This is a genomic window from Pseudomonas sp. (assembly GCF_026224925.1).
Lineage (GTDB): Bacteria > Pseudomonadota > Gammaproteobacteria > Pseudomonadales > Pseudomonadaceae > Aquipseudomonas.
In genome coordinates, this window is the sequence record NZ_JAMFRV010000776.1 from 1 (window position 1) to 23,743 (window position 23,743).

21 protein-coding genes are annotated in these 23,743 nt (G+C 56.9%); 6 read left to right on the top strand and 15 right to left on the bottom strand.

All coding sequences use genetic code 11. The annotated features are described in order from the left end of the window. From M0974_RS32510 to M0974_RS32540, 7 genes are all read right to left on the bottom strand, one after another. On the bottom strand, window positions 1-836 hold an 836-nt coding region (locus M0974_RS32510; protein ID WP_297846338.1), incomplete at its 3' end, for a YCF48-related protein. An 80-nt stretch (window positions 837-916) separates the two neighbouring features. Continuing rightward, window positions 917-2,290 carry a DUF1329 domain-containing protein gene (locus M0974_RS32515; RefSeq protein WP_297846339.1) on the bottom strand — a complete coding sequence of 458 codons (1,374 nt, stop codon included), beginning with the start codon at window positions 2,288-2,290 and terminating at the stop codon, window positions 917-919. A 10-nt stretch (window positions 2,291-2,300) separates the two neighbouring features. Then, a complete protein-coding gene (locus M0974_RS32520) occupies window positions 2,301-3,980 on the bottom strand; it encodes a DUF1302 domain-containing protein (protein ID WP_297846340.1) in 1,680 nt (559 codons plus the stop codon). 113 nt (window positions 3,981-4,093) lie between these two features. After that, window positions 4,094-5,302, bottom strand: a complete 1,209-nt coding sequence (locus M0974_RS32525) for an acyl-CoA dehydrogenase (protein ID WP_297846342.1) — start codon at window positions 5,300-5,302, stop codon at window positions 4,094-4,096. A gap of 37 nt (window positions 5,303-5,339) precedes the next feature. After that, on the bottom strand, window positions 5,340-5,876 hold the full coding sequence (locus M0974_RS32530) for a flavin reductase family protein (protein WP_297846344.1): 537 nt from the start codon (window positions 5,874-5,876) through the stop codon (window positions 5,340-5,342). Beyond that, window positions 5,873-6,760 (bottom strand): alpha/beta hydrolase, encoded by an 888-nt coding sequence (locus tag M0974_RS32535; RefSeq protein WP_297846346.1) that lies wholly within the window; start codon window positions 6,758-6,760, stop codon window positions 5,873-5,875. Before M0974_RS32535 ends, M0974_RS32530 begins: the two co-directional genes overlap by 4 nt. A gap of 25 nt (window positions 6,761-6,785) precedes the next feature. Beyond that, the gene (locus tag M0974_RS32540; protein ID WP_297846347.1) at window positions 6,786-7,676 is read right to left on the bottom strand and encodes a VOC family protein; all 891 of its coding nucleotides are present in this window, start codon (window positions 7,674-7,676) and stop codon (window positions 6,786-6,788) included. A gap of 489 nt (window positions 7,677-8,165) precedes the next feature. On the opposite strand from M0974_RS32540, the gene M0974_RS32545 reads away from it, so the two are divergent. Beyond that, on the top strand, window positions 8,166-10,004 hold the full coding sequence (locus tag M0974_RS32545; protein ID WP_297846349.1) for a sigma-54-dependent Fis family transcriptional regulator: 1,839 nt from the start codon (window positions 8,166-8,168) through the stop codon (window positions 10,002-10,004). A 109-nt stretch (window positions 10,005-10,113) separates the two neighbouring features. On the opposite strand, the gene M0974_RS32550 is transcribed toward M0974_RS32545, so the two are convergent. The 3 genes from M0974_RS32550 to M0974_RS32560 are packed head-to-tail and all read right to left on the bottom strand — an operon-like array spanning window position 10,114 to window position 12,926. After that, window positions 10,114-10,707, bottom strand: coding sequence for a cysteine hydrolase family protein (locus tag M0974_RS32550; protein WP_297846351.1), 594 nt, complete (start codon window positions 10,705-10,707; stop codon window positions 10,114-10,116). A 22-nt stretch (window positions 10,708-10,729) separates the two neighbouring features. After that, window positions 10,730-11,461 carry an SDR family NAD(P)-dependent oxidoreductase gene (locus tag M0974_RS32555; RefSeq protein WP_297846353.1) on the bottom strand — a complete coding sequence of 244 codons (732 nt, stop codon included), beginning with the start codon at window positions 11,459-11,461 and terminating at the stop codon, window positions 10,730-10,732. Between the two features lie 19 nt (window positions 11,462-11,480). After that, window positions 11,481-12,926 (bottom strand): FAD-dependent oxidoreductase, encoded by a 1,446-nt coding sequence (locus M0974_RS32560; RefSeq protein ID WP_297846355.1) that lies wholly within the window; start codon window positions 12,924-12,926, stop codon window positions 11,481-11,483. A gap of 99 nt (window positions 12,927-13,025) precedes the next feature. On the opposite strand from M0974_RS32560, the gene M0974_RS32565 reads away from it, so the two are divergent. Further along, window positions 13,026-13,976 carry a LysR family transcriptional regulator gene (locus M0974_RS32565; protein ID WP_297846356.1) on the top strand — a complete coding sequence of 317 codons (951 nt, stop codon included), beginning with the start codon at window positions 13,026-13,028 and terminating at the stop codon, window positions 13,974-13,976. 1 nt (window position 13,977) lies between these two features. Here M0974_RS32565 and M0974_RS32570 read toward each other — a convergent pair whose 3' ends face one another. From M0974_RS32570 to tcuA, 5 genes are read right to left on the bottom strand one after another with little or no spacing between them, the layout of a single operon-like run. Further along, on the bottom strand, window positions 13,978-14,979 hold the full coding sequence (locus M0974_RS32570; RefSeq protein WP_297846357.1) for an electron transfer flavoprotein subunit alpha/FixB family protein: 1,002 nt from the start codon (window positions 14,977-14,979) through the stop codon (window positions 13,978-13,980). A gap of 2 nt (window positions 14,980-14,981) precedes the next feature. Continuing rightward, entirely contained in the window at window positions 14,982-15,761 is a 780-nt protein-coding gene (locus M0974_RS32575) for an electron transfer flavoprotein subunit beta (RefSeq protein ID WP_297846359.1), read from the bottom strand. Between the two features lie 39 nt (window positions 15,762-15,800). Further along, the gene (locus M0974_RS32580) at window positions 15,801-17,171 is read right to left on the bottom strand and encodes an FAD-dependent oxidoreductase (protein WP_297846360.1); all 1,371 of its coding nucleotides are present in this window, start codon (window positions 17,169-17,171) and stop codon (window positions 15,801-15,803) included. Continuing rightward, complete coding sequence (locus M0974_RS32585; RefSeq protein ID WP_297846361.1) at window positions 17,168-18,007, bottom strand: aspartate/glutamate racemase family protein; 840 nt, start codon at window positions 18,005-18,007, stop codon at window positions 17,168-17,170. The genes M0974_RS32580 and M0974_RS32585 overlap by 4 nt, the downstream gene beginning before the upstream one ends. A 9-nt stretch (window positions 18,008-18,016) precedes the next feature. Continuing rightward, complete coding sequence (gene tcuA / locus M0974_RS32590) at window positions 18,017-19,510, bottom strand: FAD-dependent tricarballylate dehydrogenase TcuA (RefSeq protein ID WP_297846363.1); 1,494 nt, start codon at window positions 19,508-19,510, stop codon at window positions 18,017-18,019. Between the two features lie 416 nt (window positions 19,511-19,926). Here tcuA and M0974_RS32595 point away from each other — a divergent pair, with 416 nt between their 5' ends. The 4 genes from M0974_RS32595 to M0974_RS32610 all read left to right on the top strand — a co-directional run. Further along, complete coding sequence (locus tag M0974_RS32595; protein ID WP_297846365.1) at window positions 19,927-21,057, top strand: PAS domain-containing protein; 1,131 nt, start codon at window positions 19,927-19,929, stop codon at window positions 21,055-21,057. Beyond that, the gene (locus M0974_RS32600) at window positions 21,054-22,490 is read left to right on the top strand and encodes a sigma 54-interacting transcriptional regulator (RefSeq protein ID WP_297846367.1); all 1,437 of its coding nucleotides are present in this window, start codon (window positions 21,054-21,056) and stop codon (window positions 22,488-22,490) included. Before M0974_RS32595 ends, M0974_RS32600 begins: the two co-directional genes overlap by 4 nt. A gap of 240 nt (window positions 22,491-22,730) precedes the next feature. Continuing rightward, on the top strand, window positions 22,731-23,333 hold the full coding sequence (locus M0974_RS32605; protein WP_297846368.1) for a dimethylamine monooxygenase subunit DmmA family protein: 603 nt from the start codon (window positions 22,731-22,733) through the stop codon (window positions 23,331-23,333). After that, window positions 23,330-23,743, top strand: a 414-nt coding sequence (locus M0974_RS32610; protein ID WP_297846370.1) for a ferredoxin reductase, incomplete at its 3' end; no start/stop codon positions are given. The genes M0974_RS32605 and M0974_RS32610, both read left to right, overlap by 4 nt.

Consider the following 23,743-nt stretch of genomic DNA (forward strand, 5'->3'; position numbering starts at 1 on the left):
CATGTCGCACCAGCATCGCTGGAGCGGAATAGGTGACCGCGCAGGCCAAACGCCAAAAGGCTGTCCTTGGGACTGGCGACCAAGCCGAAGAAGCTCCCCGCGTACGGCTCGCCCAGTGACTTGAAATTGCGTGCATCTTTGCTCAAGCGGTATAACCCGCCCTGCTCGCCAGCCAGATAAACCACGCCGTGCAACGTGCGCGCGACATTGATATGGCGCTGCGCGGACCCATCAAGTAATGCCAGCGAGGGAGACCAACTGCGGCCACCGTCAGCCGTGGAGAAACCAAGTCCATAAGCGCCGACGACCAGCGCGTGATCCTTGTCGAAGCACTGGATGTCGAGGAACGGTTTATCCGCTCCGTCCGCTACCAAGTTGCGTGCGCTCTGCAACCCGGTGGCATCTTTTTCGTCACGGGCCTGCAGGATCGCTTGAGCAGCCTTGATCCCATCGAGCTGTGCTACCCAGCTCTTACCCGCGTCATCGCTTTTGAGAATCACGCCTCGGTGGCCGACCGCCCACCCGGTGTTACTGTCGGCGAAACACACTCCCGTGAGCGTCACACTGACCGGCACCTGAGCCTGCTGCCAGGTCTGTCCCTGATCGTCCGAATAAACGATATGCCCACGTACACCTACCGCGATCAAGCGTTCGCCAGCCTGAGTAATCGCGCTGAGCATGGAGCGCTGCGCAAGCGCTGAAGCCTGAGATCGCTGGTGCAGTGTATCCCCGACATTTTTGAGTTCAGCGGTACCCACCACCGACTCATCGGCACAGACCAGACCGCCCAATAGACAGAGCAGAAACCAGCAACAGGTCACTATTTTTGTTTTCACGTTTCCACCTCCGTTACCACAATCAATGCGACATGCTGCCTGCCCTGACAGTAAGGGCAGGCAACAACTGCACTTAGCCTTTATCGCGCGCTTTGGTTGGTCAGTGATTCCGGTGAGAAAAAGCTTTCACGACGACGCTCAGCAGTGCTGTATTGATCATTGCCAGCATCTCCCAGGGCGCAGTTGTAAACCCACGCCTTGGTCCGGTGGTCATGAAAAAAACTGGTGCAGTAATTGACGGTGGCCGGGATGTCCGGAGCAACAAACGGGGTCGTCATTGAGGTACGCCACAGGGTGCCTTCGGCATCCCAGCCATCCATGATCGCCGAGCCCCAGTTGTCTTCGTCGTAGTAATACATACGCTTAGGTACGGCATGACGCTTGCCCGGTTTGAGCGTCGATTCAACCACCCAGACCCGGTGCAACTCCCAGCGCATCATTTCCGGTTTGGCGTGCCGCGTTCCCATTACATCCTGATCGCTGTGAGCCAGTAATCGGTTGTCGTTATAAGGAATGTACATTTCTTTTTTGCCGAGTAACTTCCAGTCATAACGCTCAGGTGAGCCCACGCCACCAAAGTTTTCATCAATGAAGTTAACCCCAGAGGCAACCACGTTAGGCGTATCAAAGTTGATGCTGGGAGCACGTCGCACGCGACGCTGGCCGGCCAGGTATTGCCAGAGCGTACGACCTTTGACGTAGTCAAAACCGCTGTGCAGCATCAGGGCCTCGCCAGCCCGAAAGGCCGGCGCGTAGGTCGCCTGAATGGCCAGCATATATTCAGGATCAGGGGTGGTCGCTACCGAACCCTCTTTGTAGTAATAGGGATACTGCGCCTCGTCGACAGCTGCGGTGGCCAACACCTGTTTGCCATCAGCAGTGGTTGTCCACACCTTGTATTTGCTGTGAGTCGACTCTCCGCGCCACAGGGATAGATGGTTCCAGTGCACTTCAAGTCCCGTTTTAGGAATCGGAAATGGCACACCTCCGTAAGCCCCTTTGACGATCAGCCCGTCACCCTCGAGCTTCGCCTCGGTAGCGTTTTTAAAGGTATTGTCATAGACCCATTGGGGCGCAGCCGCAGTACGCCGAGTCTGATAGACATCAATGCGAAATGTCTGTGGGTTGTCCTTGAACAGTTGCTTGACGCCATCGGCCAACTTGTCAGCGTACTGCTGCATGTTGCTCGCAGTGATACTGAACAACGGCTTGTCGGCAGCAAAAGGGTCAACATTACGATGCCCATTCTGAAATCCCGCCGGGACTTGCGTAAAACCACCGGTCCAGGCCGGAATACTGCCGTCGGCATTTGCTGCACGCTCAGCGCCCATGGGGGTGAGTTTGCCTTTTAGCGCTTCGGCTTCCTGTGGACTGACCGCTGCCTGGGCCACACCCAGGCATAGGGACAACAGTGAGAAGCAGGCCAGCCAATTTACTGTTTTATTTTTGTACATGTTCACCCCCTCAAAAGGTCTGCGATACGCTGAATGCAACGAAATCGCGGTCGGCGTTGGTCTGCTTATAGGTCAAGATTCCGTCGATGTTTATCGGCGCCGAAGGACCGTAGAAACCGGTGTAGGTGAGAGAAACCGTCAGCGACTTCAAATACTCGGCAGAAAGCCCGATGTTGTAATCGCCACCCTTGGCCTGGCTGAAACCGCTTACGGCCGAAGATCGCCCATCGATGCCATAGCTGAAGCCCATGGGCACCGACAGGTCGACGCCATCCAACACTTGAAAATAGGTAGGTGTGAATGCCCAGCGCATGGCCAACGCATCACGGGTACTGTTTGGGTCGAGGGCGTCGGGATTGCTGGTAATGCTGAGAGTCCGGTTCCAGGCCAGCTCTCCGAGCAAGGCTGCGGTATCCCAGAGCGGGCCAATCGGTAAAACATTAATCAAGTTGACTTGAGCATGGGCGGTATTACCCACCGCATACAGACGGTTATGGTCGTTATCCCCATTACCCGTCAGGTCGACCAAGGTCTGGCTGACCAAAGGTGCGTTGTGCCTGATTGACGCCTCGAAGCCAACATTGGCATTGCCAATGCCTCGGTTGGCACTAAAGCCATAGGCCCTGATGTCTTGCGGATAAACCAGCATGTACTCGCCGATCTTATCCAGCGGTTCACCGGGTCCGACGCCCACGCCAGGACGTACCTGAACCTGAAAGTTTTTGTCGTGATACTGAATCGCGTAGAGGCCAAAATCGGTGTTCAACTCCTCGGAGCGATAACGCAACTGCATGCCCCCCTGACCGGAGTTACGCGCCTTTATATCGCTGCCACGGTAGAAGGAAGCCACTGGGCCAATGCCAGGTTCAGTCGCCGCGATTATTCGCTCGCCGCCTTCGTCCACCAAGTCAGCTGGGCTGAAGTAACTTCCTGCAGCTGGAATACGGTTGGGCTCCCAGCGGAACTGGTAATAGCCGCCAACAGAGACCGTCGGCGTCAGTTGTAACTGGGTGGAAAATTGCTGAACCGGTCTACCAAGCTCCTTGAACTGAGTGTTCGGTACCGACAGCGCCTTCACCACATCGATCGGTTGCTGTCCGGCGGCAATACCGTTATTGCCGTAAAACAGACTTTCGCCATAGATCAACGCATGCTTCCCGAGCCGAGCGACTCCCCACATGTCTTCGCCCACGTTGAAGTCGCTATAGACGAAAGCATCCAGCAATTCGGCCTTACGACCTTGTAAGTCACGGGTCGCTTGAGTGAAGTGGTTGTGATTGACGCTGACCGAGTTCGCGGTGTCCGGCGAGTTATTATCGTTTTGTTTGTTATAGACATCGTCGTACCAGGCCGCGCCGCTTAGACGAAGGCCAGCACCCTTGCGCGAGATATCCAGCTCCGACAGCCAGTCCACGCGGTCAGATATCAGGCCCTTATCGAAGTTGCGATCACCATCGTCCAGGTTTGGATCGGCGATCAGCTTGTTCTCTTGCCCCTTCACTCGCCAGGCATTGCTGTACTTGAGGGTATTGTCCCAGCGTACCTGCACATCATCGCTTCCGGTATCTAACTGGAATGCCGACACTGAAAACGATGCGCAGGTTGCTAGCGCGGTAGATATCGCAGATAGAGCAAATCGGGTAGGCGACAAAAAAGGTAGGCGCGTTTTGAGAGCTGCATTCATATGCATGACCACTGCCTCTGTGTGACGGGTAGCCCGTCGCTTTCTTATTGTTTTTAATTGCGCTGCGCCAGGTTATTACCCAGCGACAGCGCTGATAAGGTTGGCATTACAAACAGCGGTTAGATGGCATCCCTTGCGAAAACCATGGGGGGTAGTTTTTGCCCAAGGAGATACCCACCCAACAGACCGGCTGTGTCGTCCGAGTTCTGAGTGATGTGGTTGGCAGCCGCGATGACGTCACGCAAAATCCGTTGTAAGGCGTTGTCCAGGTAAATCCCGCGAGCCGAAGTCGCCTTGAACAGCAGCATGACGGCCTCTTCGCAATCGCGACCCACGCGTGCGATATCCAGCATGTGATGCACACGATCATGGGTCGGCACCAGTTGTCGCTGTTCCACCAGTTCAGTGGTTTCGACCATCATCTGCAGCAAGCGAGCGCGCGCCGAACGCACATGAACCACTGCATTGCCCAAGCGATCCTTGACGTATGGGCTCAGCGCCGCCGGCATACCACCTGTGGTGTCGGTGCGTACCTTCATCTGCTCGATGTATTCGTCGATACCGCCTTGGGCGAGACCCACTATCAACGCAGACACTGCGCCGAAAAACACCTGGTTGAAGGGATACAAGTAATGCGCTGCACGATCGGACATTTGATAGTCGATCAAGCTGTGCGCGCGGTGAGCCGGCACGAAGGCATCCTTGACCACCAGGCTTTTGCTACCTGTTCCGGCCAAGCCGAACACATGCCAGTCATCGACGATTTCATATTCAGAACGGGGTACCAGCATCGCCATGCGGTCGATCATGCGGCCTTCAGCGTCCTTGCGCATTGCACCGAGAAAGGCCCAATGCGAATGGTCGCAACCGCTCGAAGTTTTCCAGGTGCCGCTGATGCGGTAACCACCATCGACCTCCACTAGCTTGCCGAACGGCGGATAAGAAGACGCGACGATCAGCCCGTCATCCTCACCCCAGACATCTTGCCCGGCGCGCGGGTCCATGCTGCCGAATTCCCATTGGTGGATACCCAGGATCATCATGTTCCAACCGCTGCTGCCGCAACCACGCCCCAGTTCCATCAGTACCTTGTAAAAAACCGCAGGATTCATTTCCCACCCACCACAGCGTGCAGGTTGCAGAATTTTGAAGAACCCTGCCGCTTTGAACGTTGCGATAGTTTCTGCCGAGACCATGCGATTGCGTTCCACAGAAGCGGCCCGCTCACGCAGCATTGGAATCATGTCGCGCGCCCGTTGCAGCAATTCTGCCTCAGTAGGGACGGCTTGGCCGAAAACCGAATGGGCCTGTTTGAGTATTCCAGTCATCGTCTTTCCTCGTTTTATTGTTATCGGTGCAGATGGCTCAGCGCAACGCAGTGAAACGGCTGTTGAAATACAACAGCGGGTCGACATCCTCACCACAACCGCCGACGTTGATTACTTCGCAAAGGAACATGTCGTGGGTGCTGGCGGGCAATGTCTCGACGACCCGACATTCAAAGCTGGCAAGGGCGTCATCAAGGATGGGTACCCCGGCCTTTCCGTAAACCCAATGGCCTTCGTCGAAACGGGCCTCGGCCACCACGCCCTCAACCATTCCGGCAAAACGCCGGGCGATGGATTCCTGATCGCAATTGAGCACGTTGATGCTCAGTGCCTGGTGTGCCTGGATCACCGCATGAGCACGCACATTGCGATTGACGCAAACCAATAGCCGCGGTGGGTTAGCGGTCACCGAACAGACCGCCGTTGCGGTTAAACCGGCTCGCTCGCTTTCATCACCGCTGGCAATCACCACGCAACTGGCGGCCAGGTAGCGCATGCCTTTGCAGAAGTCAGCCACGTCCACCGGCGGCGGAGCAGGACTGCGTGGTGGGGTGTTCAGGGGGGCGCACATCATGCTGGCACCCTCCCGCTCGAAAGAAATTCGAGCATGACGTGGTTGAACTCTTTAGCGTCTTCGTACTGAGGCCAGTGGCCCGCGTTGGTACGCATGACATAGAGTTGACCCTTAGGCAGCCTGGGCAAGGCCGATTCGGCAGCCGCTACGTCATGGATCGGGTTGTGGTGCGTCCAAAACAGCAGGGTTTCGCACTCGACTTTTTCTAGTTCGATCATGTCTGGCTGCGCTTCACCAGACGTTACTTTGCGCAGTCGCGTGTAGATCAGCGGCGCCACTTTTTGAAAGCCTTCTGAGGCATAAATGGCCAGACGAGAACCAATCAGCTCATCGCTGAGCAGGTGCCAATTACCCTCGTACATCAGCCACTGCATGCGAGCTTTAACACTTTCAAAGGTCGGAGCCTGGCCAATGCTGCGGGCGGAAAGCGCCGCAAGATTGGCCAAGTCTTGGCGGCCTTGCTCACTTACGACCGGAATACCGCCCGTGGTATTCAGTACCGCACGCAGAACGCGTTGCGGATACTGCACGGCGAACGTGCCGGCCACTACGCCGCCTAGCGACTCGCCGCTGAGGTGCGCCTTTTCGATATCGAGCGCGTCCATCAACTCACGCAACTGCCCGACATAATCGGCAATGGAGTACTCGATATCGGTTTTCTTTTCCGACAGACCATGGCCCACAAAATCGAACGCGATAACGTGATAGTGCGCTGCCAATGCCACGACGTTCTTGGCATAAGCTTCGAGGTGACCACCGATGCCATGCATCAACAACAATGCTTGCGGCTTACCCCGGCCAGCTTCGGCGATGCGGGTGCTTCCGTAGGTGGGTAGATCGACATAGCGAATCTGCGCACCGAAAAAATCCAACCAAATACTCATGATGCCTCTCCCGTTAGCAGTCGGTTCAGTCGACCGGATTACGCTTGTGACCCCAGTCGCTTAACTGGCTATAACTGCGGACGTTCCACGTTGCGTCGTCTATCACCACCCCGCCCCAACCGAACTCGAAGTTGAAGCCCGATGGCGTCCGTGCGTAGAACGAAAAAGTCCGGTCATTCGGGTGGTGGCCGAGTTCAAGAACTATCGGGATTCCGGCAGCGATGCAGCGGTCATACGCCTGGCCGACGTCATCAATGTCTTCGGCCTGCACCATGAAGTGGTTGAGGATTTTCGGCGCCGGCGCCTGGGCGGTAGCAATGGAGTGGTGACGCCCGGTTTTGGTATGGAAAAAGGTCGCGTCGACCGTCATCCCGGGCATGATTTCTTCGCGAATGTAATCGCTGACCTTGAGTTTCAGAACATCACGATAGAAGCGGACTGTCTCCGGGCCATTCTTGGCAAAGGGCAGCAGATGACCGATGCCTAACTCACCCGTGACGAAACGTCCCTTGAGTACTGTCGAGCGAAACGGATCCTGTAACAGCGCAATGCTATGGCCAAAAAAGAACTCATGATTGAAACCGTTGGGGTCGGCGCAGCTGTAAGCTTTTTCAACCATCCGCCGCTTGAGCGTTTCGGCAGGCAGCGGCGACACGTCGACGCCCTTCTCGCGCAGCTCAGCCACGAACGCCTCAAGATCATCCTCGCAGTCCAACTGCCAGCCCGCGACCAGCAGATCGTCGCAACTGTTCTCTTCAAGGAAAAAACGCTGCTTATATTCATCCATGCGCAAGCTCAAGCCACCTGCATCACGCTGGCTCACCTGCATGCCTAATATGTCTGTCGCAAACCATTGCCATTTATCGAGATCGCTAACACCAAATCCCGCATAGGCCAGACTGGTAATTTCAGCCACTTGAGAAGCTCCTCTGTCATTGTTGTTATTTTCAGGGAGAGGGTTTTTCAATCCTCTCTCCCTCCGTGCGAAGGCAATCACGGTGCGTTGACAGAGCAAGTGCAATGGCTGTGCCATATCTGAAATAGTTGTATTTTTAGCTTCGATAAAACTTTTTTTATCTTATATTTCATACAGATATGATTTTTATAACACTACCTGAGCGATAAATTTTGGCGTGTATCAAAGGTTGGATACCGAGTAGGCACCTTCATCATTTAATGAATCTTCATCAAATTCACAACGAATTCCATGAAGCCCTTTTACCCATTCGCAGAGGCACCTCGTAATTAAATAGAGTCGTAGAAAAACAAATGCGAAGTGAGCCTTCCAGAAGGCAAAAAATATGTTTTCATGCCCCTCAGTGACCGGATGAATGACAGGGTCCGGCGGATAAGGCCGGCCACCCGCAAACCTGGAATCAGCCCAATAATAAAAAGGTAGGGGTTTATGAGTTCGTCGAAAAACCAGGGTGCATCTTCCAAAAAAAACGCGCGTCCAAACCCACGTAACGTGATTACCGACTTACGCTTTCCAAATATGCGCGACCTGGCCGAGCACCTCTATTTCAATGCCCAAGAGGGCATCATCTGGCTAGGCGATCAACGAATGATGTTGATGCAGGCACAAGCCTTCGGCGCCTTACGTCAGGAACTGGTGCAGAGCATGGGCATCGAATATGCCCGTGGTGTTTTCACCCGCCTCGGTTATTTAACCGGGACACGCAATGCCGACTTGGCAATCCGTACTCGCACCAATGGCACACAACTGGACATTCTTGCCGCAGGCGCCCAGTTGCACTCGTTGACCGGAATGGTCGAGGTGATTCCAGTCTGCATTGAGGTGGACCAAGCCAAAGGGTATTTGTATGGCGAGTTCCTGTGGAAGCACTCCATCGAAAGTGATATGCACATCATGGCCGAAGGCGTCAGTTCCGACCCTATTTGCTGGATGGAAGTGGGTTATAGCTCTGGCTTCCTGACTCGACTCATGGGCAAGCGCGTACTGGTCAGGGAAACTGAATGCAGCGCCATGGGTGACGACGTCTGTCGCGCCATCGCCAAGCCGGTGGAAGAGTGGGATGACCCTGAAGAGGATCTCAAGTATTTTCAGCCCCGCGCCACCGATCATCGGCGTCCGCAGCCTCCCAGCAAAGCAGCGCAGACAACTACCCTCGTGCCCTCGCCTTTCGGCTTGGGCGAGAGCAACACCAGCGACCTTGTACTTGATCGCCCGGTGGGCAACTCGGCGTCGTATCACGCGGTGCTGCATAAGATCCTGCGGGTTGCGGGAACCAACGCTACCGTCCTCATGCTTGGCGAAAGCGGGGTCGGCAAAACAATGTTCGCCCACGAACTGCACGCCAATAGCCAACGAGCGGATTGCCCCTTCATCGAAATAAACTGCGCGGCTATTCCGGACCAGTTGATCGAGTCCGAGTTGTTCGGGGTCCAGCGCGGTGCTTTTTCTGGCGCGACCGAAGCCCGTCCGGGACGCTTTGAAATTGCCCACGGAGGGACTATCTTTCTCGATGAAATCGGCACTCTCAGCATGACTGCACAAAGCAAGCTGCTGCGGGTATTGCAGAGCGGCGAGCTGGAACGCCTGGGAAGCACTAAGACCATTAAGGTCAACGTACGGGTGATTGCCGCGACCAATGAACAGCTGATCGACGCGGTCAAGGAAGGCCGCTTTCGCAGCGACCTGTTTTACCGGTTGAATGTATTCCCGATCACTATCGATCCTTTGCGCAAGCGTAAGGACGATTTACCGGTACTGCTTGAAGCCTGCCTGAGCAAACTGACCAAGCTACATGGCCGCCAACTCACAGGCATAACCCCGAGGGCATTGCAGGTATTGCTCGACCATCAGTGGCCAGGCAATATCCGCGAGTTTGAGAACGTCATCGAGCGAGCAGTAATTCTCGCCGACGACGGCGAAGCCATCGATCTGCGACACCTTGCTGGTATTGAACAGCATACGCACGAGCGGGTGGGCACAGTCGGTTGGGAGGATGGCGGGTTTATCGGTATCCGCCTGCCCGAAGAACCGGTTGCTTCGGTTGGACTCGGCCAGCAAGAAAAGGTCAGCCACGACCAGTTGCTTGCAGTGGCCCGACAAGCGCTGCAGCGAGGCCCGATCGACCTTGGCCAAATTGAGGAAGTGTACATAGAGGTCGCCATGGAGCTGGCGGCTAATAATATCTCCCGCGCGGCCACAACACTGGGGCTGACCCGTGCGCAACTCGACTATCGCCTGAAAAAGATACAACCGCCTCAACAGTCCTGACCATCGCCAGGGATGACGCACGCTAGCTATGAGCCAAGCCAGCGGCATCTATCGATAGTTCATCGTTATCGGGATCGACTGGCAGCGCTCAGTCGACCCCGGCAATAACCTATTGCGAAGGCTGGTCTGTCTCGAACGCCGTGACGCTATCGGCCACGCGACAGAAACGACTGATGCTCGCGACCGAATTGGCATGTTCTTGTGCCGAAGGCGCAGCGCAGCAGTCTTCCAGCAGCACAACATCAAAATCACGGTCGTGGGCGTCGCGCACAGTCGCCTGGACGACGGCCTGGGTACTCACCCCACTGCAGTAGATCCGCTCGATACCTTCACGGCGAAGCAACAGTTCCAGGCGAGTGCTGTAAAACGGTGACACTCGATGCTTGATGATCTCCCAGTCCTGAGCTTGCGGCGCCAGAGCCTCATGCACCGCACTGCCCCATTGCGATAATTTGAGGATGCCATTTTTCGCAATTGGCCCAAACACCTGCGAAGCCGGGTTGGCTTCACGATGATCATCAGAGAATGCGACCCGAATGAAAGCCACTGGAATTCCCTTGGCCCTGGCCGTGGCAATTGCTGCGGCAGTGTGAGCAATTATATCTCGCGATTTTACCTGTTCAGCCATGGGTGACTTACCGCTTGCGCCTTCTGGATGAATCAGGTCGTTTTGCATATCCAGCACCAGATAAATACTTTTCATATTGCTCTCTCTTGAGGTTGATTCAGTCGCACCACAGTGCACCGTTGACATCGATAATTTCGCCACAGATAAAACTCGCTTGCGCACTGAGGAGAAAACTCACTACGTTTGCCACCTCTTCGGGGCGGCCCATGCGACCCAGAGGGATCAGCGCGCGCAAGTTGTCGGGGAATGTATCGGTCATTGCCGTCCCGATAGGCCCCGGCGCCACGCCATTGACTCGTACGCCAAAACTAGCCAGTTCCTTAGCGAGGAAAAAGGTCAGGGTATGCACCGCTGACTTGGACATGCCGTAGGCCACCCCACCGGCGACTTCAATCTCGCTACGATCAAGCCATGCCCGAGCGTTGCCGCCGTTTTTCCCGACAACCGAGCCAATGTTGACGATAGCTCCGTGCCCCTGCTCAGCCATCATCTGCCCCACTACCTGACAAGGGATCAGCGTGCCCAGCACGTTGATCCGCATCACTCGGTCGAACTCGCTATTAGTCAGACTCAATACGCTTCCTTTTGACACCACGCCTGCGACATTGACCAACGAGGTCACAGCGCCGAAGCGATCTTGAGCTTCTTCTACTGCCTGCCGGACCTCGGTGCGCGAGGTGACGTCGCAGGCCATCATCAACCCCTCAACACCCGTAACGTGTGGCGCCACGATATCCAGCGCCACAATCTTTTCGCCCTGCGCACTGAGCACGCGGCATACCGCTGAACCAATAGCACCACTGGCGCCGGTAACGATTGCTACACCCATCTTGATAGTCCCCGGTCAGTTAAACGGCGCCAGCCGCGTGAGAAGCTGCCAGACGTCCGAACACCAGCCCCTTAAGCACCGATGTACCGCCTGCGTAATTGCCAAAATAAAGGCCTACGGTTTCGCCCGCTGCGTAGAGGTTATCAATCGGCTGACCGTCGCCGTTTACTACCCTGGCCTGCTCATCGACCTTCAATCCACCGAAGGTGAATACGTTGGCAGAGATAATCGGATAGGCCATGTAGGGCCCCTGATCGACGGGCCGCGCCCAATTACTTTTGGGTGGTTGCAAGCCCTCGGTGGCTAAACCATCGACTTTCAGCGGGTGATAATCGCCGTCTCGACACGCTGCGTTGTAACTGGCCAACGTAGCCTCCAGGCTCATCGCGCAAACACCGATTTTCTGCGCCAATTCGGCCAAAGTCGGGGCTTCAATTGCGGCCTGATCGGTACGGATACCAAGCCGATAGTTAGGAATGTCCTTTACTTTCTGATCCAGAATCACCCAAGCGATGCCTTCAGGCTGGGCGTAGATCTGCCGGGTCACTCGCTCATACCAGGCGTCCACAGTGCCGGGCGCCTCATCAGTGAAACGCTCACCCAGGCGGTTAACCAATACGCCATAAGGGAAGATGAAAATCGAGGGTTCGGAGACGCCTGAGCGAGGGTCTACGGGTTCGGCGTGGTAACTGCCAAACTCGCCCGCTGGCGCAGCGCCGATCTTCAGCGCCATCTCGATGCCTTCACCACGGTTGTAATAGCCGCCCTTGCAGACCGGGCGAAGAAATACCGAGCGAGGCCCCAAGTAGCGAGCAAGCATTTCGGCATTTCCCTCAAACCCGCCACACGCCAATACCACAGCGCCCTGGAAAGAGTGTTCACCGTGCTCACGCGACCAGGCGCGTAACCCGGCCACGGTGTTACAGCCTGCTGTAATCAAGCTGCGTCCGGTGGTTTCGTAGAAAAACTCGGCGCCCAGTTCTTCGGCACGCGTTGCCAGCGCCTCGACAATCGCCTCACCGCCGCCCACGGGCAGCAACCGCGGTTGGGTACTGGTCAGGAACTGGGTTGGCAGAAAGTCGAATTTCACGCCGTTGCTCTTGAGCCACCCGATGGTGTCTTGTACCTGACCGGAGAACGCACTGATCAACCCGGCATCAATCGACGCAAGCGCCCGGGTCTGTGCCGAAAAATCCTTACGATCGCGTAGCCCTTCAGCGACGTAATCCGGGTCCTGGTAATAGCCCGAGTGTTCGGCGAGAAATGAATCAAAGTCGTCAGTCACTTCATCATGATTTTTCATCCGCAGATAAGCTTCGGTGAACCGGCTCTGCCCACCTCGCTCCTCCCGGGTGGCGCGCTCCAGGACTGCAACCCGCAAACCACGCTCGGCCCCGGTTACCGCCGCAGAAAGTCCAGCAACACCACAACCCACTACCACCAGATCGAACTTAAATTCAGCCATGTCAGTGCCTCCCTTTAATTGGCTGGTACTATAAGAACCGCTTCAAAGAGGTTCGAGTGGGCGCGGGCTAATGGGCTTTTAGGAAAAGATGAAGAACTAATGGACAGACTTTGGGCCATGCAAGTGTTCGTACGCGTCGTCGAGTGCGACAGTTTCAGCCGCGCGGCGGAGTCTTTGGATATTGCTAATGCAACCGTCACCGCAAGCGTGCGAAACCTGGAAAACTATCTGGGTGTCACCCTGTTATCACGCAACACCCGCTCGTTACGGCTGACCGATGAGGGCAAGCAGTATTTCGAGAGCTGTATTGCATTGCTGCGTCAGGTGGACGAAGTCGAATCTGTCGTGCGACGAAAGAAAGGAGAGGTCGACGGCCAGCTGTGTATTGCGTCGCCCGCCGCGTTTGCCAGAACGCTGATTTGCCCGGTATTACCGAGCTTTACCGCGCTACACCCCGAGTTGTCTGTAGCCTTGCGATTGACCGATCACCCTGAAGACCCGATCGCCAGCGGTACCGATGTCGCCATTCGCATAGATTCGGTCAACGACGCTGACTTGGTGGCCCGCCCGCTTTATCAGGCGCACTACATCGCTTGTGTGTCTCCCGCCCTGCTGGCGCAGTTGGGCACTGTGCAAAGCCCTCGCGAACTTCCTCCGCAATGGTGTCTGGGTCTATTCGGCCAAGGACGTTATACCTCTGCCAACTGGCATTTTGGCCGCGATGAGGACACCGTCGAACTGGTGCCCCAAGGCAAGTTGCGCTTCAACAGCACTGATGCGCTAATCCAGGCGGCACTGGCTGATCAGGGTGCTATTTATGTACTGGATGTTTTTGTAAACGGGCTGATCTCCACCGGTCAACTGGTCGACCTGTTTCCCGATTGGACCACCAGCAGCCGCACGTTCTATACCGTCACACCCAAGGCGCGTTTTATCGCTCCACGCACCCGTGCGTTCATCGACTTTATGCTGGCTACTCTGGATGCACAGCGGCGCCCGCCGCCCGGCAACAGCGTTTCACTGCATCAAGGAAGGCGCGGTCGCAACTGAGTTAAATAAGCGCTTGTGCCTTGATCACGCCCAGCAGTTCGGGTAGCAGAAGGTTCCAGTCCGCAACCACGCCGACATCAGCTACGTTAAAGATGTCCGCACCGACGTCTGTGTTGATCGCGACAATTCGCGTCTGTGGGTTGATACCCGCCAAGTGCTGTGGGGTTCCTGAAATCCCCACGGCCAGATAAATAGCCGGACTGACGAACTTCCCCGACACGCCGACCTGGCGCATGACCGGTACCATTCCCGCGTCCACCGCTGGCAGGCTCCCTCCCAAGGTTCCCCCCAGCGCTACGGCCAGGGTTTCGAGCAACTCGAACCCCCGTTCATTCACCCCGCGACCACCTGAGACCACCAATTTTGCGCCGTCCAACGGAGGTAGATGCTGTCCCGTCGGACGTCTGTCCAGTGCCATCAGGGCTGGCAACCCCCCAACCAGTGCCGTATTAGTCACCTGTGCTGGTTCGCTATTGGCGAAGTTCGCCCGGCCGCCACGCAAACACGCAAAGCACAGACCAGACTCGACTCGCATACTCAAGCGCATCCGCCCGCCCCACGTGACGCGCTCGACCACCCAAGCCTCGTTCTGCCAATGCAATCGTGCACAACGGCCCAGAGCGTGCCCGCTTAACAGATGGGCGAGCCGCGCGGCCAGCTCCTCACCGGCGATCCCCGGCGGTAACAGCACCAATGTCTGTGCGCCCCGTTCAGCCAGTGGCTGGTGCAGTGCTTGACTGGCCGCCATCGCGAGCGCGGCCATGTCGTCGTTGCCTGCCAAGTCCGCATGGGTCACTTGCCAGATCCGAGTTGCCCCTGCCTGCGCTGCACGTTCGCAAGCTATATCGTGTCCCTCGGCGCCCAGCAGTATCACTTCACAGTGGCCACCATTCGCCGCGACCACGCTTTGCTGCGCGGCCAACGTAGCCTCCAGCGCATCTTCACCCCACGCCAGCGGGATCAGTGCCAGCGTTGTCGGGGCCTCTAGTTTTTGCATGCTCATGCTCAGGTCCTCCGGTCTATCAAATAGGCTGCCAACGCCTCGGCCTGCAAAGTAATGCCGCCTTCGAAGAACTGGCACTTACCCGCGCGCTCGACCATTCGCTCAGCATTCAGGCTAATCAACGGCAGCCCAATACCGTCTTCCGCGCCAGCGGTAACCGCAGCGAAGGTCATGCGCTTGGCCTCAAAAACATTCTTCATTAACGGATGACGCAGCTTGTTGCGTTTGTCATTGGTCACGCTCACCAGCAGCGGTTGGTCTACACGCAGCCATTCCTCACTGATACCTCGTTCACGCAGCAGGTACACCGTATCGCCTTGCCACTCGGCATGCTGCGTCAGGGCAAACAATGGATAGCCAAGACGCTGCGCCAGCAGCACCGCAATACTGCCTTCGTCCAAGTCGCCGAACTCACGACCGATCAACACGAGATCAGGCGTCGCTTCATCGGCCAACAGCGCCGCAATCTGGCTGGAGGTCAATTGAGCATCCCACAAACACGCTGGCTGCAGATCAAGACGCCGTACCGAGTCAGGCCGCATTGCCGCCACCGTACGCAGCAGCGCCTCATTGTTGGTGCCGCCGAGCAGCAGTACATCGACCTGAACGTTGTCTCGGGCATCGCGCAATTTCAGCGCTATCTCCAAAGCTGCCTCGTCGAATGGACTGAGCACGCGCCGAGCATCTGCGCCCTCTTCGATCAAACCTTGCTTATTGATCGTCAGCGTGTGGAGTGGAAAGCGGATATCCGTCACTCCGGCCAGTAACAGCAAAATTTTCATCTTCGGTTCCTCCGTGTGCAGTGCATACCCAAGCGTCCGTTACAGGGTCTGCGCAGTAGCGGCGGCAACACGACCGAAAATCGCCGCCTTGCCCAGCGCCGAACCGGTCATGTAGGCCGCACCATGCAAGCCACCGACTATTTCGCCGGCGGCCAATAAGCCTTCGATGGGCTCGCCAAATACGTCGTGGACGCGCATCTGCGCGTCAATGCACAACCCGCAGTAGGTTCCGAATACCGCAGCCGTAGAGGGGTAGGCATAGAAAGGGCCACGCTGAATCGGACGAAGTTGTCCGTGTTGGTGCACCAAGTGGCGGCGACCGAACTCGGGGGTACTGCCCTCGTTGACCGCTTGGTTATAGGCGGCCACCTCACTTAGAAGTACCTCCTGCGGGACTTCAATCAGTTGGGCAAGTTTTTCCAGGGTGTCGGCCTCAACGAAAAGCCCCTCTTCCAGGCGTCGCTCGAAATCCAGAATGCGCACACGGTTATCGCCGCTCTGCATGATGTCGCGATCCAAAATCTGATAAGCAACCCCGTAGGATTGCTGCATGCAGGCATCCCCCAAGAGTTTGTAGGACAGCGACTCATCGACGAAGCGCCGACCTTCCTGATTCACTGCAATAGCGCCCTTATAGACTGCCAGGCAGGCATGGTGATTGGTCTCGTCCACCGGGTGTTTGCCAAATGTCCCTTTGATATAGGCGGTATCGCGCACATCCGCGCCCAGCGCCCAGGCCATACGCAAACCGTCACCTTCATTGCCTATACCACCAATGAACACTGCACCGTCATAGTGAGGGACGAAACGATGGACCAGCTCACGGTCGTGAACAAAGCCTCCCGACGCCAGCAGTACTGCTTTGCGGGCCAACAGTTCGAAGCTTTCACCCGCCTGCTCGGCAAGCACGCCCGTTACTCGTCCACCGTCTTCGCGCAATAGACGACGGGCACGGGTCTGTTTGAGTACCTGCACCCGACCGCTGAGGCCAGCGGCCAGTTCGATCTGCCGGATCATGTCTGCCGGATCGACACTGTGCACCCGCGGCACCGACTGCCCGGAGGCTGCCTCAATGACCGAGGCGAACACCACGCCTTTTTCGCGTAACCATGCATAGGTTGCCAACTGGTTGTCGGCATAGACCTTCACCAACGCCTCGTCGCACTCGCCCTTGCCAACTTCCAGCAGGTCACTGAAGAGCAACTGCGAAGAATCGTCGATACCGTTTTCGCGCTGCAAATCGGTGCCAGCGAACGCCAGACAACCGCCGCTCATGGCCGATGAACCACCCGTCTCGGCGGTTTTTTCTAACAGGATGACCTGCATGCCCGCCTCGGCGGCAGTCACCGCTGCGACGAAACCAGCGAGACCTCCACCTACTACTAACAAATCACATTCGCGCGTGCTCATGCCGTCATCTCCTTCGCCGGTTGTTCTAACAAAAAGCGCTCCGCCAAACCGTAAAAGGCGAAGACTTCCTTGACCCGCGCGCGCTCCGGCCGTGCCGAAAAATATCCACGATTGCAGGGCCGAATACCGTTGGCGCGACGTAGATCAACCATGGCCTCGGCCTGTTTGATCCAGGCACCGAGGGAGTCGAGCACTGGCACGCCGTCAACCTCGTTGATGCCTTGACTGGCGAGCAACACGTTCAATGGCGCTTCGCCCGGAATGATCACTTCGGCACCCTCGGCGATCAGACCCCGTGCGGCCAAACGAAAGCGTTCAATCAACTCACGCGGATCACTGAAGGCTGCGAGTACGTCAGAAAAGCGAAAGCCAACATGCCGCACGCTCGACAGGCGCTGGCTCAGGCCATGGCGTGCTGCATTTTCCGTTACCAGCTCAGCCAGTTCGTCAATGAATACCAGGACGCCGAATTTGCGCCCGAGCATGCAGGCGGTGAGCATGGCCGACTCGCCATAACCGACCACCGGGATGTCCAACAAACTGCGGATGTCGCGTAATGCCGGCTCTGGCAGGGTGCTGATGGCATAGGCATCGAAGCCTTGCTCTTCGGCATTCAACCCGGCAGCCATGAACTGCAGACCGTGCAAATACTGCAGCGCGCTGTACTTGATGTCATCGCCCGGGTAGTTGCTGCGGTAAGTGCCTGGTTGCATACCGTGCAGATGGATTTCAGTGTCGGGCCGCGCAACATTGCGAAAATGCGCACGTAAAGCCTGGTCATAGGCGCCCAAATCGCTGAGCACAGTGAAGCTTTGATGCCAGATGCGAATAGCCATGTTTATTCCTTATTCTTGCGGGGTGGCGGCATGTGCTTGCGTTTGGAAGGTGGCCGCTGTTTTACCGGCGATACGACCCAGGACCGAACCCGAGGTCAGCCCCGCACCGCCTGCGTACTTCACGTAATAGAGATTGCCGACCAACTCCCCGGCCGCGTAGAGGCCTGTAATCGGCTGACCTTGTTCATCAATCACTTGGGCTTCGCTGTTTACCTTGAGGCCGCCATAGGTAAAGGTGATGCCGCAAGTCACCGCGTACGCAACGAACGGCCCACTTTCCAACGGGTTGGCCCAGTTGGACTTGGGAACAGCAAGGCCTTGGGTCGAGCGACCATCGCGCACCGCAGGGTTGAACGGCACCTCGCGACGCACTGCAGCGTTGTACTGATTCAGCGTATCGAGCAGCGCGATGGCGTTGACGCCGTCAAGCTTCGCCGCTAGCTCTTGCAGGGTGTCAGCCCGGATACGGGTAGCATGACGAACACGGTATTCATCCGGCAGCAGGTGTTCGCTGTGTTGGTCGAACAACTGCCAGGCCACGCCGCCCGGCTGCTGAAGCACCTTGGCGCCCATACCCGAATAGGTGTAGTTGCGAAAGTCAGCGCCCTCGTCAACGAAACGTTTGCCGTCGGCGTTGACCACGACGCCTAAGTGAAAGTAGTTTTTTTGCTGGTTTAGCAAATTCAAATCGCCCAACTCGGGGGCGTTGACGTCGTAAAACACCGCATGGCAACCCGACCAATTACCGTGCGCTTTGGCGCCGATCTCCAGCGCCATACGAATACCGTCGCCGGTGTTGTAGCGCGAGCCGCGCACCTTGGCCAAATCCCAACCGGGCCCCAGGTATTTGGCGCGCCATTGCAGGTTGGCGTGGAAACCGCCAGTTGCCAGGATCAACGCACCCGCGCTAAAGATCTGTCCGTTGGCGCATTCGATCTGCCAGTGGCCTTGTGAATCACGGGACAAGTGATGGGCCCGGCTGTCGTAGAAAAACTCGATGCCGTTGCGCTCGGCACGACGCATCAGCGACTCAACCAACCCTTGGCCGCCGCCGGAGACCTCAACGGTGAGCCCGCCCCAAAACGTGTACCGACCGTCAATCTTAAAGGCCTGACGGCCATAGATCGGCATGAAGCGCACACCCTGGCGGGTCATCCAGCACAGCGTATCGAGACTCTCGGTGACGACCGTGTCGAGCACCTCGGGGTCGGCCCGGTATTGGCTTTGGGTCGCCAGTTCTTCATAAAACGCTTCTTGGGTGTAGCTGCCGAAATCGCTGCTCTCGACTTCGCTGTCGAGTAAGTCCGGCATTAACAGGCGCAAATCATCGACACCACGGTACGCCACGCGAAATGCGCCACCGGTGTACGCCGTGTTACCGCCACGCTGCTCCAGCGGTGCACGTTCCAGCAGGGCCACACGAGCACCTTGCTCGCGGGCCGACAGTGCAGCGCATAGCCCGGCATTGCCGCTGCCGAGCACAATCACATCGTAATGATTCATGTCTCCGATCTCACACAACTGCACCACGCTTTAGTCGGTGGCGCTGTAGGAGAGATTATCTACAGGGAGGGTGCGCGATTGTAGGCAGGACGTTCGAAGGGGCTTTTCAGTAAAGCTGCAAGGTGCACTGGCTGGAACGTCGGCACCGACCTGTACACGCTGATTGATGCCGGGGAGCTTTGGCACCATTTCTACCGCCCGTCGATAAGCATGGATCGGCCAGCCCTGCGATCCGCTAACCCCGCACGAACTGCTGCATAAATGCATATTTCGCTGCAATACTGCGATGATCCAAAATCATCACACCCTCAAGCATCAATATTTACTGGGTTTTTTATTGGCATGCGATATGCCACTGCTTTAAGTCCCTGAGTGTTTCAACCAGGCCCCATAAGTCAAATAGAGCCAATCCACCGATGGACATCCTGAATTTGCTGGCCAATACGTCTCAACCCCTTTCCAGCACCCTCAGCGCTAGCGGTCAACTTATCGGCCTTTCTGCCAGCCTGAGTGATCAATTAGGCTGCGCGCCTGATGAACTCTTGAACCAGCCGATCGAGCGCATCTTCAGCGTCGAGTCAGTGCGCGCCTTGCAGTCGCTGTTTGCCAATCCGCCTGCCGACGAGCAAATCCACAGCCTGGAACTGACCCTGATTCGCCGCAACGGTGGTCTGCTGCACGTGGTCGCCTGTGGGCTGCTGGAATGGCGTTCGGTTAGCCCAGCGCGCCTGCACCTGCTGAAAATCCCCCTCGGGGCGCTGGGCCGTCGACTGCGGGAAATGGACAACGCCAATGAAGTGATGAGTCAGATGCTCCAGAGCGCCAAGGTCGCTTACTGGTGTATCGAGTTCGCCGAGGCGGTCGATATCAACACGCCCCCGGATGAAATCGTCCGCCAGGTTTTCGAAAACGACTCCCACTGGCGCCTGTGCAACCGCGCCATGGCCGATGTCTATGAAATGCCCTCGGATGTCGTTTTCAATCAGCAACCGGTACGCCTTTACTGGCCTCGCAGCCCGGCCAACGAAGAGTTCGTACGACGCCTCATCGAAGCAGATTTCAGCGTTGACGGCGCGCTCTCCGTGGACCGCCGCCACGATGGTTCACCGGCCTACGTCGAGAATGATGTTCGCGCGACCATCGTCAATGGGCATCTGTTGCGTATGTGGGGCAGCATCCGCGATGTCAGTCAGGAGTTGCGCATGCAACACGACGCCGAGCAGCGTATCGATGCCTTGCGCCGGGTCTTCGATGCAGTGCCTGATGCCGTTCTGGTGATCGACGAGCACCTGCAACCGCAATGGCGCAATGCAGCATTCGAAGAGACCTTTGGCATTACCCACGGAGCTGGCATCGCCGGTTTGCTGCTGGAAACCGCTCTGCCCGAGCGTACGTGGCACAACCTGCCGCTGCCTGATTTAAGCGGACGCACGCTGAACTTTAATGTGCACTGTTCGCGCATCCTGATTCGCGAAGGCGTGGCCTGGCGGGTCGCGGTACTCCGCGAAAGTCAGGGTGCCCTTCAGATAGAAGAGTTGCACCCATGAAAGACAAGAATCTGCCGCCCGCTTTGCAGATGGGCATGCGCTCTTCGGTCGACGTCAGCAACGAAGTACTCGGCGCGTTGCTGGAAACACCGGCGCTGCACGCCTTGCTCGACAGCTTCAGTGAAGCGCTGATTGTGTCCGACGGTGAAGGCCGTGTGCGTTTTCTGAACTTTGCCGCCGAGCGCGTCAACCAACTCTCCAAACATCAAGCGATAGGACTGTCCAGCAGCGACTTTTTCCAACGCTCGGCCTTAAACTTCGACGACTTACAGGCGGCGCTGAATCGGGGAGGTAATAGTGCGTTGACCCGTTCGCGGGAAGGCCGGGTCCTGCTCAGCAGCACCCACGCCATCCCCACCGGTACCCACGAAAAACCGTTCATGATGCTGACCCAGAAAGACTTCGATACCGGGACACCGCAGCGTCGAACTTCGCAGAACAACCGACCGACGCAAGCGCAAGGCTTGCGTGATCCCCAGGACAATGCCCTGCACCTGTCGCCCCAGTTGTCGAGTATCGCCGACACTGGAGTACGCGCCTTCAGGCGTCGAGCGCGGCTGTTGCTACTGGGCGAGCCGGGTGTCGGCAAAACCGCCATTGCGCGCCATATTCACCGTGCCGCTGGCTGGGGCGATCGCCCTTTTATTCACGTCAATTGCGGGAGCATTCCGGAAAGCCTGTTCGAGTCGGAGATGTTCGGCTACGAGCGCGGCGCCTTTACTGGCGCATTGCAGGGTGGTAAGCAAGGCTATATCGAGGCGGCTTCGGGCGGGACTTTGTTCCTCGACGAGATCGGCGAGATTCCACTGCATATCCAAGCCAAGCTGTTGAAGTTCCTTGAAGACAGCACCATCCAATCGGTCGGTTCGCCCCTCAGCAAGACGGTACAGGTACAGGTCATAGCAGCCACCAACAAGGACTTGCGTCATCTGGTGAGCATCGGGGAGTTTCGCGCCGACCTCTACTATCGCCTTGCAGTCCTGCCTGTAGAAATTCCGCCGCTGCGCCAGCACCGGGATGACTTACCGTTTCTCATCGACATCCTGCTGAGCCGTATCAACAGTGATCGCGAGCCGTCTCTGAGCCTGTCTGCTGGTTGCCGAAAGCGGCTCATGAGTTACGACTTCCCCGGCAATATCCGCGAGCTGGTGAACATCTTTGAACGCCTGGCAGTACTCGCAGACAGTGAAGCCCATGAACATCATCTACCCGCGGAACTGCTTGAACCGACTAGCACCCAAGAACGATTGAAACCCTTAGCCGCAGACGAAGAGATAGAGGAAGACCCCGAGCACAACCTCAAGCTTCAGGTTCAGCATTTCGAACGCCAGGTCATTCTCAAGGCAGTGCATTTGTGCGGTAGCAAACGTAAGGCCGCGCTACATCTGGGCATCGACATCGGCACTCTGATCCGTAAGCTCCAACGCGACTGATTGTCTGCGACACAAGGACGTGTGCATTTCCTCCGCTTTCGCCTGGAACGCTGCAAAAACGCCTACACCGTTGCTATTTTTGCCTGGACTCCAGCAAAAAAATAACAACAAATCCTTTTAAATCATAGTGTTGTATATATGGCACGACAAATGCTCCTGCTATGACAACCCATCACCATTGGGTTATGCATAAGAGCCGGCTTCCATCAGCCGAGCCGATAGTCAGGAGGAATAATAAGAATGTTGATCACCGGGATCAAAAGTCGGCCGGTCTATGACCGGTTGAAACCGCTGCCAGGAGGTATCCGTCATATCATCGTCGGCCAGGGCAGCGGCGGACACGCGATGTTGCGCCTGTTGGCTGATATGGCCGGACTGGATCGACCAATTACGTTGATGTATTCCCAGGAATCGTTTTCCGGTCAGGACTTCCTCGGCCAATTGCAACAGCACTCCGAACATCCATTGCAAGTGCACACAAACAACCAGGCGTTGATCGAAGCACTCAAGAGCCAGCTCGGTGAAGCGCGCATGGGCACCCGCCTGTACCTTGCGGGCTCGGAAAGTTTTCTTGGCACCGCCATGCAAGTGGCCACGCTTTTCGACTTGAATGGCGATGAGGTCCTTCGTGAGCACTCCGGGACGTTAGTCCGTCGTGTCTGGTGCGTGCATTGCGACACCTACACCGAAAACGTTACCCAGCGCGTTTATGACTGCCCCGGTTGCGGTCTGACGCTGGTGGTGCGCGATCACTACTCCCGTCGATTGGCAGCTTTTCAGGCAGTCAAGGCCGACGCTGAGGTCCCGGGTGAATTACCGCAAGCCGAGGAGCTCGACACATGAGCCAGAACAATGGGACGTTGAGTCTACGCGTGGCCCGAATCGAATCGGTCACCCCGCAAATCAAGCGCTTCACCTTGGTGTCTCCAACCGGCGCGCACCTGCCGGCATTCTCGGGTGGCAGCCACGTCGTGGTGCTGATTGCCAATCAACACAACACGTTGCGCAACCCTTACTCGCTGCTGAGTTCACCTTACGACACCAGTAGTTATCAGATTGCCGTGCGCCGCGTAGACAGCGGTCGGGGCGGTTCGGTATCGCTGCACGACGATGTGGGTGAAGGTGATCTGATCGAGGTCACGCCACCGGTCAACCTATTCCCGCTGATCAAGCAGGCGCGCCTGCACCTGTTCATCGCTGGAGGCGTCGGCATTACACCGGTTATTTCCCAGCTTGAAGAACTGCGCGTGAGC